The following is a 16,487-nucleotide window of genomic DNA, read 5'->3' on the forward strand; positions in this document are numbered from 1 at the left end:
GCCCGCGCGCGCCTCGCGGGCGCGCTTTCCATGCTGTTCGTCGTGCTGCCGGGCACCGCGCTGGCGAGCGAGGACTTGTTCTTCAGCGAACTGCCCATCGTCGCCACCGTCAGCCGGCTGCCGCAGCGGCTGGCCGACGCTTCGGCGTCGGTCACCGTGATCGACCGCGACATGATCAAGGCCAGCGGCGCGCGCGACCTCAACGACGTGTTCCGTCTGGTGCCCGGCTTCCAGACCTATCCGAACAACACCGACGCCGCGCGCGTCACCTACCACGGCCTCACCGACGAGGACTTCTCGCCCCGCCTGCAGGTGCTGATCGACGGCCGTTCGCAGTATTCGCCGCTGTTCCGCAACGGGGTGAACTGGGCGACGCTGCCAGTGGCGCTGGAGGACATCGAGCGCATCGAGGTGGTGCGCGGCAGCAACGCGGTGTCCTACGGCTCCAACGCCTTCCTCGGCGTCATCAACATCATCACGGTCGAGCCGGCACTGGTGCGCGGCACCTCGATCAGCACCAACATCGGCAACCAGGGCGTGCGCGACCTGACGCTGCGCCACGGCACCCATCTCGGTGAAAGCGGCGACCTGCGCATCACGTATCAATCGAAGAAGGACGACGGCCTCAAGGACCAGTTCGACTGGAAGGACTCCTTCGAGTCGCGCCTGATCGACCTGCGCTCCGACCTTTGGCTGACCAACCGCGACCAGCTGCAGCTCTCGCTCGGCCATGTGGATGCGGTCACGCGGCGCGGCCGGCTCGCGCGCCGCAACGGCGTGCTGACCGGCGGCGAAGACCCGGAAAATCCGCTGCGCGATTTCACCCAGTCCGACTCCTACGTGCAGGCCATGTGGCGGCATGCGCTGGACGACGGCGCCGACATCCAGCTGCGCTACGCCTACACCGAGAGCCGCGGCTCGGAGATGCACACCGAGCGCTACGGCAACGTGCTGTTCAAGGTGGATGCGGTCGGCGACCTCGGCACCCGCCACGAAATCGAAGCCCAGCACAGCTTCGCCCCCACCGAAACCACCCGCCTCGCGTGGGGCGGCGCCTACCGGCTCGACAGCCTCACGTCGGACAACTACCTGCCCGACGGCACGGTGTATCGCCGCGTCGCGCGGATCTTCGGCAACCTGGAATGGAAGCCGGCCGAGTGGCTGACGACCAACCTCGGCGCCGCCACCGAATACGACTCGATCGCCGGGCGCAATTTCTCGCCGCGCCTCAGCACCAGCTTCCACCTCAATCCGGAGAACACGATCCGGATCGGCGCATCGCGCGCGTTCCGCACCGGCGCAACCATCGACTACGTCGGCAACGTCCGCGCCACGCCCTACGGCACCACCGACGGCTCGCCCGTGCCGGTGATCGCGGTGCAGGACATGTACGGCGACCCCGACATGGCGCAGGAAAAGATCACCACGGTCGAACTCGGCTACCTCGGCGAATGGTCGGCGCTGCGCAGCAGCCTGGACGTGCGCCTGTTCCGCGAACGTGTTCCCAACCGCACGCTGGCGATCCGCCGCCGCGTCAGCGACCCCGCGCTGTGCGACCTGCCGCTGCACTGGCGCTGCGCCTCGCCCTACTTCACGCTGCCGATCCAGCGCGTGAAGATCGAGGGCGTGGAATACCAGTGGCGCTGGCAGCCTTTCAACGACACCCGCTTGCTGCTGGGCCAGTCCTTCATCCGCATCAAGTCCGACTTCCTCACCTCGGCAATGGACTATCCGATGCCGACCACGCTCGACGACCCGCGCCAGGCCGCCCGCATCGACGCCCACACCGAACAGTCGGCGCCCCAGCGTTCGACCTCGCTGCTGCTGATGCAGAAGCTGCCGGGCAACATCGATTTCTCGCTCGCCGGCTACTGGGTGGACGCGATGAAATGGACGCGCAACAGTTCGGTGGACTTCTACCGCCGCTTCGACATGCGCCTCGGCTACCCCTTCGAGTTCGGCCCCACGCGGGGCGAGATCGCCTACACCGCGCAGTCCATCAACGGGGCCCACGGCGAATTCAAGTCCAGCGGCGAACCGGCCGACCGCGTCGTCGACCTGCGCCACTGGGTCACGCTGCGCATCGACCTGTAAGCAGCGCGCGCCGCAGCGACGGCGCGCGGCTTTGGCGGCGGCGGCCGTAGAATCGGCCCTCGATCCGCTTTTCGCCCTCTCCACCCGATGCCGTCCGCTCCCGCCCCCGCCGCGCCCGACCACCTGCAGTGGAACGAAGGCGGCGCCGAACTTCACGCCCGCTGGCAGTCCGAAAACGGCGCTCCGCCGCCGCGCCGGGTGGTCGTCGCCGACGACACGCTGACCGCCGACGCCGCCTGGCGGCTTGCCTGCGAAGGCACCGCGATACTGTGGCGCGGCGACTTCAACAACGCCCGCCAGCTGCTGCAGGCGATGGGCCGGCGCGCGCAGCGCAAGCCCGGCAAGGCCAAGGGCGGCGCGGCGAAGCCCATCACTGAGGCCTTCCACCTGCACCGCCAGGCCCAGGCGCAGCGTGCGCGCAGCCTCGGCATGCTGCTGATCCCGGTGGAGGACGATTACCGCATTCCGCTGCGGCGCGCCCCGGACCTCGGCGCCGCCTGCACCGAGGCCTATGGCCCCGCGCGCGGCCCGTTCGTGGTCTCGCTGCGCGAACTGCTCGGCCTGGTCGGCGCGCACGAATGGCGCAAGAAGGGCGTGCGCGTGCCGGCGCTCGACGGCGACATCCATCCGCACTACGGCGTGTTCTCCCCGGTGCGCGGCGAATACGTGGACCTGGTGGCGCAGGCGCCGCTGCCGGCCACGACGCTGGCCTTCGACATCGGCACCGGCACCGGCGTGCTCGCCGCGCTGCTCGCGCGCCGCGGCGTGGAACGCGTGGTCGCCACCGACCAGGACCCGCGCGCGCTCGCCTGCGCCGCCGACAACCTCGGCCGCCTCGGGCTGGCCGGGCGCGTCGAGCTGCTGCAGGCAGACCTTTACCCGCCCGGGCGCGCGCCGCTGGTGGTGTGCAACCCGCCGTGGCTGCCGGGCAAGCCCTCGGCCGCGGTGGAGTACGCGATCTACGACCCCGACAGCCGCATGCTGCGCGGCTTTCTGGACGGCCTCGCCGCGCACCTCGAACCCGGCGGCGAGGGCTGGCTGATCCTGTCCGACCTTGCCGAACACCTCGGCCTGCGTTCGCGCGAGACGCTGCTGGCGCTGTTCGATGCGGCCGGGCTGAAGGTGCTCGACCGGCTCGACATCCGCCCCCGCCACGGCCGCGCCCAGGATGCCGACGACCCGCTGCACTCGGCGCGCGCGGCGGAGCTGACCTCGCTATGGCGGCTGGCCCCGCGTTGACCGACGCGGCACGCCCGGCGCGGCTGTTTCTTGCGCTGTGGCCCGACGCGGCGACACGTCGCACGCTGGCACAGGCGCGCGACCAGTGGCGCTGGGAACAGGGCAGCGCCCCGCGCCGGCCGGCGCCGGTGCGCAGCGACAAGCTCCACCTCACGCTGCATTTCATCGGCGATGTCGACCGCAGCCGGCTGCCGGCGCTCCAGGCCGGACTGGCGGTCGCCTGCAGCGCCTTCGAACTCGCCTTCGGCCGCCATGCGCTGTGGGCGCGCGGCATTGCGGTGCTGGAACCGCTGACGGTGCCGCCCGCGCTGCTCGCGCTGCACGGTGCGCTCGGCCACGCTCTGCGGGACCTCGCCCTGCCGGTCGAACAGCGGCCGTTCCGCCCGCATGTCACGCTGGCGCGCCACGCGGGCCACGCGCTCCCGCCGCCCGACGCCGCCCGCTTCAGCTGGCGCCCCGCCGGTTATGCGCTGGTCGAAAGCCGGCTCGACGCCGGCGGCGGCTACCACCCGCTGACGCACTACCCCTGCCGCTGAACCGCCGCACCAGCCCCGGCCCGGACGGCGCATTGCCGGCGCGGCGCCGGCAACAAAAGCATCATGGGGGCGTCATGCGCGAATGGCACGCTGGCGGTCTGCAGTACCGCTCATCCAGCGCCATCCGATCAGGGAGAACAACGACCATGCAACCCAAGGCCCTCGCCATCAGCATCGCCCTCGCCCTGTGCGCCGCACAGGCGCACGCCGCAGGCAACGCGGTTCCCACCAGCGCCGAAGAATGGTTCGCCGCCGGCCGCGCCGCGGTGGAAACCTCCAAGCACGTGGTGCCCAACCGCGCCCGCGCCAAGAACGTCATCCTCTTCGTCGGCGACGGCATGGGCATCTCCACCGTCACCGCCGCGCGCATCCTGGAAGGCCAGATGCGCAACGCCGACGGCGAGTTCAACCGCCTCAGCTTCGAAAAGCTGGACCACATGGGCACCTCGGTGACTGCGTCCGCCAACCAGCAGACCTCCGACTCCGCCCCGACCGCCACCGCGATGGTCACCGGCATCAAGACCAACGACGGCGCGATCTCGGTGGACCAGACCATCGAGCGCAACGAGCCGAGCGCCACGGTGACCCGCGCCAAGAGCGTCAAGACCATCCTCGAGCAGGCCGAGGAACGCGGCATGTCCACCGGCATCGTGACCACCGCCCGCCTCACCCACGCCACGCCGGCGGTAAACTACGCCCACATCGGCAACCGCGACTGGGAAGCCGACAGCAACCTGCCGGCCGGCGCCACCGTGGCCGACATCGCCCGCCAGCTGCTCGAATTCCCCTACGGCGACGGCCTGGAAGTGGCGCTCGGCGGCGGCCGCAGCTACTTCATGCCGAACACCGCGAGCGACCCGGAATACCCCAGCCAGAAGGGCCGCCGCAAGGACGGCCGCGACCTGACCAAGGAATGGACGACCAAGTACAAGCAGTCCGCCTACGTCTGGGACAAGGCCGCGTTCGACGCGGTGAACCCGCAGCGGACCAAGCACCTGCTCGGCCTCTTCGAACGTTCGCACATGCGTTATGAAGCCGACCGCAAGGACGACGTCGCCGGCGAACCCTCGCTCGCCGAGATGACCGAGAAGGCGATCAAGATGCTGGGCCAGAACAAGAAGGGCTTCTACCTGATGGTGGAAGCCGGCCGCATCGACCACGCCCACCACGCCGGCAACGCCTACCGCGCGCTGACCGATACCGTGGCGCTGTCCGAAGCGGTGGAAGTGGCCAAGCGCCTGACCGACGACCAGGACACCCTGATCGTCGTCACCGCCGACCACAGCCACGTGTTCACCATCGCCGGCTACCCGTCGCGCGGCAACCCGATCCTGGGCAAGAGCGCGATCGACGGCGTCGCCTCCACCGACGCGCTCGGCCTGACCTACACCACCGTGTCCTACGCCAACGGCCCGGGCTGGACCGGCGGCTTCCAGCGCAAGGAATACAACCCGGCCACCGAAGGCACCGTCGCGGCGCCGTACAACGGCAGCGCGCTGCGCCCCAACCTGGCCGGTATCGACACCACCGCGCCCAACTACATGCAGGAAGCGACCGTGCCGATGGGCTCCGAGACCCACGCCGGCGAGGACGTGGCGATCTACGCCAGCGGCCCCAACGCCTACCTCTTCCGTGGCCCGCAGGAACAGAACGTGATCTATCACGTGATGGCCGATGCGCTGGGGCTCAACAAGGGCGGGCACGGTCGCGGCCGCGATTGATCGCAGCCATCCGGTGCCGGCCTCCGGTCGGCACCCAGCCGGGGAGGCGCACCGGGTGCGCCTCCTTTTCCCGTTTTCAACGCCCCTTGCCGCCCGCCCATGAATCCCAGATCCCCGCTGCTCCTCCTTCTCGCCGGCGCCGCGCTGCTGCCGCTCGCCACCCACGCCCACCCGTCCACGCCCGCGGCCGCCGACCGCAGTGCCGCGGCGGCGATCGAGTGCGCGGTTCCGCCGCTCGACCTCGCCGCGCCGCTGGCGGAAGTGGCCGCCAGCTACGTCACCACCCGCACGGTGGACGAAGGCAGCCACGCCCACGATCACGCCCATGAACGCGCCGGCGAGGCCGAATGGCGCTTCTTCCGCGAGCACGACCGCATCGACGTGGAGAACCTGGCGGCGCGCACCGGCGAACGCTGGCAGCGCGACGGCAAGACCCAGTTCTTCTTCAAGGTCTTCCACGCCGACCGCAAGAGTTTCGAATACCGCACGGACGACCTCATCGTCATCAACGCCACGCTCTCGTGGCAGCAGCACGCGCTGCTGATCGACCCGCAGGTGCTGCAGTCGCTGAGCCTGCGCGAAGCCGGCTGGCGCGACGGCTACCCGTTCCGGCGCTACAGCGGCACCGCCAACGGCGAAAAGCTGGACGTGGTGTGGCGGGTGGACCTGAACCTGCCGGTGGTGCTGGAACGCGAGCGCGGCGACGTGCGCGAACGCACGCTGCTGAAGGCGGTGCATCCGCTGGCCCAGGCGCCGTGGACGCGCCCCGACCAGTCCGACTATGAAGTCATCGACTTCGCCGACATCGGCGACCGCGAACGCGACCCCTTCGTGCAGCGGGTGCAGGCGCAGTTGCCGGGCGGCGACGTGCACCACCACTGAGGCGGCCCCAACCGCTTCAGGCGGGGGCTTCGCCCGCGTCGCCCTGGCCGCGCACCAGCGCGTCGAAGTCCGCCAGCTCGGCGGCGCGCGTCTGGCCGCCGAGCGCGAGGAAACGCTCGGCGCGGCGGGCGGCCTCTTCGCTGCCCAGCAGCTGGCGGAACAGGTTTTCCTCCACCACCAGCCCCTGCTCCAGCGGCAGCGCCGCCGCGTCCACCGCCGCCTTCGCCAGCGCCAGCGCCCGGGGCGGAAAGCGGGCGATCCGGTAGGCGAGCGCCTCGACGAAGGGGCCGAGTTCGTCCACCGGCAGCGCGCGGTTCACATAGCCCCAGCGTTCGGCGAGATCGGCCGGAATGTCCTGGCAGCCGAGGATGACCTCCAGCGCCCGCGCGCGCCCGATCAATGCGGGCAGGCGCTGGGTGCCACCGCCACCCGGCAGCAATCCGGCCGCCACCTCGGGCTGGCCGAGCACCGCGCGGCCGAGCGCCGCAAAACGCATGTCGAGCGCGAGCAGGAACTCGCTGCCGCCGCCGCGGGCGATCCCCTCGAGCTTGCCGATGGTCACCTTGGGCATCGTGCGGAAACGGTCGACGATGCGATGGAAGGGGCCCGGCTCGGTCGCCGGCGCAGCCAGCGCGGCGGCGTCGAGCGCGCGCAGCTCGGTGACGTCGGAATGAGCGATGAAAAAGTCCGGATCGGCACTGTCGAACACGATCACCCGCACCGCATCGTCGGCCGCCAGCTGCTTGCCGAGCCGCCCGAGTTCGCGCGTCAGCGCCGCATCCAGCAGGTTGAGCGGCGGGTGCGCGAGCGTGACGAAGGCGACGCCGCGGTCCACGCGCAGACGCAGGCAGCGGTAATCGGCGGCGGCGCTCATGCGCTCTCCTGCGCCGGCGCGAGGTCGAGGCGGGGGTCGTCCAGGTGGTCCAGCAAGGGCCCAAGCACCCGGCTGGCGAGGGCGGCGAAGTCGTCGGCGAGCGGATCGGCCACGCCGCGCAGCGCGAGGCGATAGGCGGGGTCGGCGCTTTCGGCGAAGGCCGGGCGGTTGCCGCCCTGCCAGCGCGCGTAGGCCTTGCCCATGCTTTCGCCATTGACGGCGTAGGCCCACGCCGCTTTCGGAAAGAAGTGCAGCGGCCGCAGCAGGCCGTCGCGGTACAGGCGCAGGCAGTCGGCCAGCAGCGCGTGCGCAGTCGCGGGCGGCACCGCGACGAAGCGGCAGCGGCCGTCGCGCGCGAGCAGCGTGGTCTCGCACGCAACGTCCGGCGCCGGCGCGGCGCACAGCACCAGGTGGGCGAGCCAGGCGGCGAGGTAATCCACCGGGCGGCAGTCGTCGTAACGCTGGCGCAGCAGGCCCTGCGGGCGCAGGTCGCCGAACGCGGCGCCGAGCGTCCACGGTTCGCCGTCGAGGTCGAACGCGAGCGTGGGCACATGCGGCGGCAGCGGCCGGGCGGGCAGCTCGGCACGCACCCCGGCCGCAAACACCGCGAGCTGCGCCAGTTCGCGCCGCAGCGCGCCCTCGCCGAGCGCGCCCGCCGGGTATTCGCCCCCGGCGCGGGCAAGCGCGAGCAGCGCCTCCTCGTCCGGCACCGTGGCGCCCAACAGCGCCGGCAGCAGGCGCTCGGCCAGCGCCTGGCGGCCAAGGAAGTCGGGCACCATCGGCTCGACGTCCTCCAGCTCCGCCTCGCCCTCGGGCAGCGCCAGCCCCAAGCGGTCGCGCAGCAGGTAGCGGCTGGGGTTGCGGAAGAAGCGGATCAGCTGCGGAAGACCGACCTCGCGCCATTCCGGGCCGGGCGGCGGCAGCGGGGCATCGAAGAAAGGCACGCGGGCACCATCGACGGCCACCTCGTCGCCCTCCTCGGCGAGCGCGACCAGCGCGTCGTCGTCCGCGTCGCGCAGCGGGGCGCCGAGCCGCGCCGCGAGTGCCGCCGCATATTCCTCGTGATAGCTCACGAGGCGCGGGTCGCGTTCGCCCTGCGGGAGGAAATACTCGGCCGAGAACGCCTGCAGCGGATGCTCCACCGTCAGCCGCCGGCGCGCCGCGGCGAGGTCGTCCGGCTTGCCCGGGTCCGCCGCGCAGGCGGCGGCGAGCACGTCGAACAACTCATCGACCAGCACCGACGGCGGCAGCGCGGAGCCGTCGCGCACGCTGCGGCCGACGTGCGACAGGTGCAGCACTTCGCGCGCCGACAGCAGCACGTCGAGGAAGAGGTTGCGGTCGTCATGGCGGCGCTGCCGGTCGCCGCGCTCGGGGCGCGCCGCCATCAGGTCGAATTCGGCCGGGCGGTCGCTGCCCGGGAAAAGCCCCTGGTCCAGCCCTACGACGCACACCACGCGGTAGGGCAGCCCGCGCAGCGAGGACAGCGCGGAGAATGTGACGGTGCCGCCCGGCACGCCGCCGCGCGCGGGATCGTCGAGCTGCGCGATGAGCGCCGGATGCACCACCGCGAGCGGAATCGCCGGCGCGTCGCCGTCGTCGGTGGCAGCGGCCGCCATTGCCTGCGTCAGCGCGACGATCGCCTCGCGCACCTCGCGCAGCGCTTCCGCCCATTCCGGCTCGTCGCCCACCAGGCGCGTCAGCGCGCTGTCCAGCGCGCGCCGCCAGCCGGCGGCCTGCTGCGGCCGTTGCAGGTCGGCGCGCAGCGCGCGCAGGGTGTCCACGTAGCGCCACAGGCGGCCGAGCGCCAGCGCGGCGTTGCCCTCCGCCGCGCCGGCGCCGATGAAGCCGGCGAACGGCGCCGCGGTGGCCGCATCCCCCGCCGCCCAGCCGAGGAACAGGCGGTCCAGGCCGGCATCCAGCGTATGCCCGCCGCAGGCCTGCACCGGCACCCCGCCCGCGGCGGCGGCGTGCTCGGCATCCAGCCCCCAGCGGATGCCGGCTGCGCGCATCCAGTCGTGGATGGTTTCGAGATCGCCCTCGCCCAGCCCGAAGCGCGCTGCCACCACCGGCTGCTGCAGCAGATCGAACACCGCGCTCGCGGGCAGGCGCCCGGCCACCAGCGCGAGCAGGCGGTCGAGCGCGGCGGCCACCGGGTTCTCCTGGGTGCCGCCGAGGCCGGTGATGCGCCACGGGATGCGGCGCGCGGCGGGGGCGGTGCCGAACACGGCCTCGATCAGCGGCGCGGTGGCATCGAGGTCGGGCGTCAGCACCACGATCTCGTCGGGCCGCAGCGGTTCGCCCCGCTTCGCTGCGGCCTTCATCAGGTCGAGCAGGCGGTCGTGCAGCACCTCCAGCTCGCGCGTGCGCGAATGGCACACGTGCAGCTCGATGCTGCGGTCGTTCGCCGCCAGCGCAACGCTGCCCGGCTCCAGCTCCTCCATGTCGAGGATCGCGTTGTGCAGCCGCGCGAGCAGATGGCGCCCGGGATGGGGCTCGAACAGCGCCTCTTCCACCACCTCGCGCTCGCCCTCGAACAGCAGCCCGATATGCGCCTGGGTCTGCTGCCCCCAAGCGGCAAGCAGGCGGTTGCCGGTTTCATGGAACATGTCGGCCTGGCGCGCCGCCAGCCACGACAGCCGGCGCGGATCCACGATCTCGAACCAGAACTCGCGGCAGGGATTGAGCGCATACAGGCGCACGTCCACCACCCGCGCCAGCTCGCGCAGGATCGCCAGATAGAGCGGCGGCAGCGCCGGCAGCCCGAACACGTGCACCGTCTGCGGCAGGCCGGCGGCGGCAAGCGCGCGCTCGTCCATGCCGGCGACCCGGCGCAGGAACAACGCGGCCGGGTGTTCCTGGCGCAGCGCCAAGCCGTCACGGATGTGGCGCCACAGCGCCGCCTGCCACGCCTCGTCGGCGCGCTCCGCCTCGGTCGCCTCGCCCAGCCGCGCCCGCTCGCCGCGCGCCCAGCTTTCCAGCCAGTGCGGCCGGTAGGTGAGGTAGTGGTCGAACACGCGCGCGATACGCTCGGCGAGTTCGAAGCGCATGCGCGCATCCGCGCCCGCCAGGTAGTGCGCCAGGCGTGGATGCGCGGCCACCCAGTCGCCCGCCGGCGCGGCCGGGTCGAGCAGCGCATGGACCCGCCACGCCAGCAGCGCGGGCGCAAACGGCGAGCGCGCCGGCACCTCCACCACGTGCCCGATCTGGGTCCACAGCCACTGCGCGAGGTAGGAGAACTCGACATTGGCGCAGACGCCCTCGTGCTCCGCCACCGCCAGCTCGACATCGCGCCGCAGCGCGCTGCTCGGCACCACCACATGGCGCTTGCCGAAGGGGCCGGGACGCTCGGCGGCGAGACGCTCGAGCAGCATCGCCTGCAGGCATTCGTAGCGGTTGGAGAAGACGATGGAGAACATGGGCGGCGGGCGGAGGAAGGCCGGCGAATGATGGCCGAGCGGGGGGCGGATGTCATCCCACGCGGTCGCTCACGCCGCTGGCGCTGCACAGCCATTCCTCCAGGAACTCCACGCACACCCTCACCTTCGCCGAACTCGACAGCCGCGACGGATACACCGCCCACACGTCGGCTTCCTGCCGGTAGGCGGGCAGCACCTGCACCAGTTCGCCGCGCGCCAGCGCCGGGCCGACGTCCCAGCGCGAACGCAGGATGATGCCGTGGCCGGCGAGCGCCCATTGCCGCACCACCTCGCCGTTGTTGGCCGACAGCGGGCCGCCGACCTTGACCGTCTCCGGCCCGTCCGGCCCGGTCAGCGTCCACCGGCCGAAGTCCTGGTCGCGCTCACGGATGACGATGCAGCGGTGGCGCGCGAGTTCAGCCAGATCCGCCGGAGTGCCGTGGCGGGCGACGTAGTCGGGCGCGGCGCACAGCACGCGCTCGTTGCGCGCGATGCGGCGCGAGATCAGGTCGGGCTCGCGCACCGCGCCGACGCGGATGTCGAGCTGGAAGCCCTCGCCGATGAGATCCACCGGGCGGTCGAGCAGTTCGAGCTGGATCTCCAACGCCGGGTAGCGCTCGGCCAGCGCCGCCAGCGCCGGGCCGACGCGGTTGCGGCCGAAGCCGGAGCTCGTGCACACCCGCAGCAGACCCGCGGGCGCCATCTTCTCGGCCGACACCGCCTCGGCCAGGCGGTCGACATCGTCGACGATGCGCTGTGCCCACTGCAGCACGACCTCGCCCTGCTCGGTAAGGCTGACGCTGCGCGTGGTCCGGTGCAGCAGCTTGGCGCCGAGCGCGTCTTCCAGCAGGGCGATGCGTTTGCTGACGTAGGCGTTGGAGACGCCCAGTTCGCGCGCGCTGGCAGCAAAGCCACGGCGGCGGACGACGGTGCAGTAGAGGCGTAGGTCTTCGAGCAGGGGCTTATTGTTCACGTAACGTGGTTTATGGATACATGGATGGACGGATTATAGGATTTTCTGTCCGGCTATTCTGACGGCGCGTCACCCACTTGCTCCCTTGCTTCAAAGGGGTGAGGCGGGGGTTCCGGCAAGCACTGCTTGCCCGCCTGCGGAGCGGGGAGAAGCGGAGGCTTCTAGAAGGGGCTTGTTCCTCCCCCTTCAAGGGGGAGGTTAGGAGGGGGATGGGGTTCTGCTTCGCGCCGCTTACCCCATCCCCACCCCAGCCCTCCCCTTGAAGGGGAGGGAGCAAACCACTCCGGCCCGGAAGCCTCAGCTTCGCGCCATCATTCAACAGGCGGTCGGCATTGCCGCCGAAACTCCTGCCCCCAGAAGAGAAGCGCGCAAGGACCGCCACCCACAGGAGACATCCCCATGACCACCCCCCACCGCATCGCAGTCATCGCCGGCGACGGCATCGGCCAGGAAGTGATGCCGGAAGGCCTGCGCGCCGTGCAGGCCGCCGCCGCGAAATTCGACATCGCGCTGGAATTCACCCACTTCGACTGGGCCCACTGCGACTACTACCTGCAGCACGGCAAGATGATGCCGGACGACTGGTTCGAGCAATTGAAGGGCTTCGACGCGATCCTGTTCGGTGCGGTCGGCTGGCCGGACCAGGTGCCGGACCACATCTCGCTGTGGGGTTCGCTGCTCAAGTTCCGCCGCGACTTCGACCAGTATGTGAACCTGCGCCCGGTGCGGCTGATGCCCGGGGTGCCCTGCCCGCTGGCCAACAAGAAGGTGGGCGACATCGACTTCTACGTGGTGCGCGAGAACACCGAGGGCGAGTACTCCTCGGTGGGCGGCAAGATGTACGAGGGCACCGAGCGCGAGACCGTGCTGCAGGAATCCATCTTCACCCGCAAGGGCGTGGACCGCATCCTCAAGTACGCCTTTGAACTGGCGCAGAAGCGGCCGAAGAAGCACCTCACCTCCGCCACCAAGTCCAACGGCATCGCCATCAGCATGCCCTACTGGGACGGCCGGGTTAAGGAGATGGGCAAGGCCTACCCCGAGGTGAAGTGGGACCAGTACCACATCGACATCCTCACCGCGCGCTTCGTCCTCAGCCCGGAACGCTTCGACGTGGTGGTGGCCTCCAACCTGTTCGGCGACATCCTCTCCGACCTCGGTCCGGCCTGCGCTGGCACCATCGGCATCGCGCCCTCGGCCAACCTCAATCCGGACCGGACCTTCCCCTCGCTGTTCGAGCCGGTGCATGGCTCGGCGCCGGACATCTACGGCCGCAACATCGCCAACCCGGTGGCCATGATCTGGTCGGGTGCGATGATGCTGGACTTCCTCGGCAATGGCGACGCGCGCTACACCGCCGCCCACGACGCCATCGTCAAGGCCATCGAAACCGTGCTGGTGGAAGGCCCGCGCACCCCGGACATGGGCGGCACGGCGAAAACCACCGAAGTCGGCAAGGCGGTGGCCGCGGCGATCTGAAGCGGCGGAGCCGGGGGCGTCCGCCGCAGCGGCGGGCGATGCGTGCCGCGCCGACGCTTCGAGCGCAATCGCCGCCCGATGCTACGCGCGCGGTCGGCGCAGCGGCGCCAGCAGCGCCGACAGGCCGTTGTGGTCGATCTCGTGCATCAGCGCCAGCAGGCGGCCGAGTTCGCCACGCGGAAAACCCTCGCGCGCGAACCAGTTGAGGTAGTGCCCCGGCAGGTCGGCCAGCAGCCGGCCCTTGTACTTGCCGTAGGGCATCTCCATGCGCACCAGCTTTTCGAGGTCGTCAGGGTTCATGGCAGCCAGCAGCCAGCGGGGCGCAACACCCGGCGGTACAGCGCCAGCCCTCCGCCGGCGTGGAGCGCGTGGCGGCGCTCATGACACCGCGACCAGGGTGCGCACGCCGACCGCGATGAACTCCACCGCCAACGCCGCCAGCAGCAGGCCCATCACGCGGGTCATGATGTTGATGCCGGTCTGGCCGGCGAGCCGGCTGATCGGCCCGGCGAGGTTCAGCGTCAGCCACACGATGGCGCCGATCACCGCGCCGATCGCCAGCAAAGCCAGCACCTCCCACCACTGATGCGCGCGTTCGGCATAGATGATGACGGTGCTCACCGTGCCCGGGCCGGCCAGCATCGGGATGGTCAGCGGCACCACCGCGATGCTGTTGCGCTCGGCCGCCTCGTCGGCTTCCTCCGGCGTGCTGCGCGCGCCGCCCAGCTCGGCGTTGAACATCTTCAGCGCGATGCCGAACAGCAGGATGCCGCCGCCCACCTGCAGCGAGGCGATCGAGATGCCGAGGATGCGCAGCAGGATCTCGCCGAACAACGCCGCCACCGCGATCACCACCGCGGTGGCGATGGACGCGGTCTTCACGGTGCGCTTCACCTGCCCCGGGCTCTGGCTGGCGGTGAGGCTGAGAAAGAGCGGAATCGCCCCGGCCGGGTTGATCAGCGCGAGCAGGGTGACGAAGGCCTTCAGGGTTTCCATGCGGAGGGTTCCGGGCGGCAGGGCTGCCGGCCCTCCGGCGCACCTGGGCTGGCGAGCATAGCGCATCGGGCTTGGCGGCCGCAGCCCGCTTATGCGCCGGGATGTGGCGCATAAGTGGCGCACAAATTGCGGATTGCGCTACTTTGCCGTAGAACTGCGGCGCATATCCCGATAGCCGCAGTGCAACATTCCCATGGCCCGCATCCACCCCGAAGGCTGGCGACAACTGCAGGCGAGCGGCGCGCAGCAGCGCGAACTCGCCACGCTGGCACGTCTGGCCGAAGGACTGCCCGACGACTACGCGGTCTATCACGGCCTGCACTGGACGCGCGCCGAAGGCGGCCGCACGGTGTTCGGCGAGATCGGCTTCGCGGTGCTCGGCCCCGGCGGGCGGGTGCTGCTGATCGAGCAGCATTCCGGCTTTCTCGACGAGACCCCGACCGGCCTGCTGCGGCCGGGCAAGCGCCGCAACCGCGAGGTGGCGGTGGCGCTGGCGCACGATGCCGAAGCCCTGCGCGCCCGCCTGCGGCCGCTGCTCGAAGGCGCCGACGCGCAGCTCGACACCCTGTTCTACTGCCCCGACTACAGCGTGCGCCAGCCGGGCACCGCCGGCCTCGACCCGGCGCGCATCGTGGACGCCGGCCGCCGCGACCAGTTGGTCGACATCGTGCGCGCGCTCGCCGGCCCTGCCAACGAAGTGCCGGCGCCGCCCGCGCAGCTGGCAGCGCTGCACCGCTTCTTCGCCGACTTGCTGGAACTGGTGCCCGACGTGCAGGCGCTGGCGGGTCAGGCGGACGACCTCACCACCCGGCTGTCGGGCGGGCTGGCGGAATGGGCGCGGCGGATCACGGTGACGCCGCACCGGCTGCGCATCACCGCCACCGCCGGCAGCGGCAAGACCCAGCTCGCGCTCGCCGCCTTCGTCGATGCGCTCGAGGCCGGGCGGCGGCCGCTCTATGTCTGCTACAACCGGCCGCTGGCCGACCATATCGCCCGCATCGTGCCGCCGGGCGGCGAGGTCGCCACCTACCACCAGCTGTGCGACCGCAGCCTGCGCGCCGCCGGCCGGCCGCCGGATTTCTCCGCGCCCGACCGCTTCCGCCGCATGGAGGCCGACTTCGCCGCGCTGGTCGCCGAAGGCCGCGGCCCCGCGGCGGGCTTCGACGAGCTGATCGTGGACGAGGGCCAGGATTTCTTCGAAGCCTGGCGCGACACCCTACTCGCGCTGCTCAAGCCCGAGGGCCGCGCGTGGTGGCTGGAAGACCCGCTGCAGAACCTCTACGGGCGCGAGCCGGTGGCGCTGCCGGGCTGGGTGGGGCTGACCGCCGACACCAACTACCGCACCCCCGCCGACGTGCTGGCGCTGCTCAACGCGCGCCTGCCGCTGCCGGCCCCGGTGCGCGCCGGCAGCCCGCTGGCCGACAGCGAGCCGGAACTGTTCGCCTGGGACGAGGCGACCGGCGAGGCCGGCCTGCTCGACGCCACCAAGCGCGCGATCACCCGCGCCGTCGGCCTCGGTTTCCGCCGCGACATGATCGTGCTGCTGACCTTCCGCGGCCGCGAGCATTCGCGCCTCGCCCCGCTCACCCACCTCGGCCCGCACCGGCTGCGCGCCTTCCACGGCCGCTACGACCTGTTCGGCGAGGCCGAGTACAGCGACGGCGAACTGCTGCTCGATTCGGTCTATCGCTTCAAGGGCCAGGCCGCGCCCTGCGTGATCTTCACCGAGATCGACTTCGACACCCTCGACGAACTGACGATGCGCAAGCTCTTCGTCGGCGCGACGCGGGCGACGATGAAGCTGATCCTGGTGACGTCGAACCGCGCGGCGGCCCTGCTCGGCCCGCCAGCCTGAACGCTGTCACGGCTGCTGCCGCCCCAGATGCATCAGGTAGGCGACCAGCTCCCAGATCTGCTCGGCGCTGAAAGCCTCGCCCCACGGCGGCATCACCTCGGCGCCTTCGCGGCCCTTGCTGATGGTTTCGAACACCTGCGCCGGCACCAGGTCTTCGCGGCCCTTGAAGTCCGGCGCGCGGCCGCCGACGCCCTCGAAGCCGTGGCAATAGCCGGCGCAGGTCTTGTTGAAGCGCTTGCCGCCGGCGGTGATGCGGGCTTCGTCGGCAAGGTCGAAGGGCGCGGCGGCCAGCGTGCCCGCGGCGCCGGCCGGCTTGGGCGGCGGCGCCACCGCATGGCAGAGGCCGGCGGCGAACAGCAGGATGGTCGGCAGGATGTGTGCGATCTGCATGATGAAACTCCAGTGCGGGGCCGCCGCGCCGC

General features: G+C 71.3%; 13 protein-coding genes. 7 read left to right on the forward strand and 6 right to left on the reverse strand.

The annotated features are described in order from the left end of the window. The first annotated feature begins 30 nt into the window (after nt 1-30). From dqs_RS19665 to dqs_RS19685, 5 genes are all read left to right on the forward strand, one after another. Complete coding sequence (locus dqs_RS19665; RefSeq protein WP_236778709.1) at nt 31-2,094, forward strand: TonB-dependent receptor plug domain-containing protein; 2,064 nt, start codon at nt 31-33, stop codon at nt 2,092-2,094. 87 nt (nt 2,095-2,181) lie between these two features. Next, nucleotides 2,182-3,333 carry a methyltransferase gene (locus dqs_RS19670; RefSeq protein WP_065341506.1) on the forward strand — a complete coding sequence of 384 codons (1,152 nt, stop codon included), beginning with the start codon at nt 2,182-2,184 and terminating at the stop codon, nt 3,331-3,333. Further along, entirely contained in the window at nt 3,312-3,869 is a 558-nt protein-coding gene (gene thpR, locus dqs_RS19675) for an RNA 2',3'-cyclic phosphodiesterase (protein WP_065341507.1), read from the forward strand. The genes dqs_RS19670 and thpR overlap by 22 nt, the downstream gene beginning before the upstream one ends. 146 nt (nt 3,870-4,015) lie before the next feature. Continuing rightward, on the forward strand, nt 4,016-5,590 hold the full coding sequence (locus dqs_RS19680) for an alkaline phosphatase (protein WP_065341508.1): 1,575 nt from the start codon (nt 4,016-4,018) through the stop codon (nt 5,588-5,590). 99 nt (nt 5,591-5,689) lie between these two features. Continuing rightward, nucleotides 5,690-6,472: a hypothetical protein gene (locus dqs_RS19685; RefSeq protein WP_065341509.1), complete on the forward strand. Its 783-nt coding sequence runs from the start codon at nt 5,690-5,692 to the stop codon at nt 6,470-6,472. A gap of 16 nt (nt 6,473-6,488) precedes the next feature. On the opposite strand, the gene dqs_RS19690 is transcribed toward dqs_RS19685, so the two are convergent. From dqs_RS19690 to dqs_RS19700, 3 genes are read right to left on the reverse strand one after another with little or no spacing between them, the layout of a single operon-like run. After that, nucleotides 6,489-7,346: an enoyl-CoA hydratase/isomerase family protein gene (locus dqs_RS19690; RefSeq protein ID WP_065341510.1), complete on the reverse strand. Its 858-nt coding sequence runs from the start codon at nt 7,344-7,346 to the stop codon at nt 6,489-6,491. Further along, a complete protein-coding gene (gene recC / locus dqs_RS19695) occupies nt 7,343-10,762 on the reverse strand; it encodes an exodeoxyribonuclease V subunit gamma (RefSeq protein ID WP_065341511.1) in 3,420 nt (1,139 codons plus the stop codon). Before recC ends, dqs_RS19690 begins: the two co-directional genes overlap by 4 nt. 52 nt (nt 10,763-10,814) lie before the next feature. Further along, nucleotides 10,815-11,735: a LysR family transcriptional regulator gene (locus dqs_RS19700; RefSeq protein WP_065341512.1), complete on the reverse strand. Its 921-nt coding sequence runs from the start codon at nt 11,733-11,735 to the stop codon at nt 10,815-10,817. Between the two features lie 399 nt (nt 11,736-12,134). Between dqs_RS19700 and dqs_RS19705 the strand changes: the two genes are divergently transcribed. After that, the gene (locus dqs_RS19705) at nt 12,135-13,214 is read left to right on the forward strand and encodes a tartrate dehydrogenase (protein ID WP_065341513.1); all 1,080 of its coding nucleotides are present in this window, start codon (nt 12,135-12,137) and stop codon (nt 13,212-13,214) included. A gap of 81 nt (nt 13,215-13,295) precedes the next feature. On the opposite strand, the gene dqs_RS19710 is transcribed toward dqs_RS19705, so the two are convergent. Both dqs_RS19710 and dqs_RS19715 read right to left on the reverse strand, forming a co-directional pair. Further along, nucleotides 13,296-13,514 carry a DUF3820 family protein gene (locus tag dqs_RS19710; protein WP_065341514.1) on the reverse strand — a complete coding sequence of 73 codons (219 nt, stop codon included), beginning with the start codon at nt 13,512-13,514 and terminating at the stop codon, nt 13,296-13,298. 78 nt (nt 13,515-13,592) lie between these two features. After that, a complete protein-coding gene (locus dqs_RS19715; protein WP_011767584.1) occupies nt 13,593-14,210 on the reverse strand; it encodes a MarC family protein in 618 nt (205 codons plus the stop codon). Between the two features lie 193 nt (nt 14,211-14,403). Between dqs_RS19715 and dqs_RS19720 the strand changes: the two genes are divergently transcribed. Next, nucleotides 14,404-16,065, forward strand: coding sequence for an ATP-binding domain-containing protein (locus dqs_RS19720; RefSeq protein ID WP_065341515.1), 1,662 nt, complete (start codon nt 14,404-14,406; stop codon nt 16,063-16,065). A 6-nt stretch (nt 16,066-16,071) separates the two neighbouring features. On the opposite strand, the gene dqs_RS19725 is transcribed toward dqs_RS19720, so the two are convergent. Beyond that, nucleotides 16,072-16,455: a c-type cytochrome gene (locus dqs_RS19725; protein WP_011767586.1), complete on the reverse strand. Its 384-nt coding sequence runs from the start codon at nt 16,453-16,455 to the stop codon at nt 16,072-16,074. Nucleotides 16,456-16,487 lie beyond the last annotated feature (32 nt).

Origin of the sequence: Azoarcus olearius (genome assembly GCF_001682385.1) — a bacterium.
GTDB lineage: Bacteria > Pseudomonadota > Gammaproteobacteria > Burkholderiales > Rhodocyclaceae > Azoarcus > Azoarcus olearius.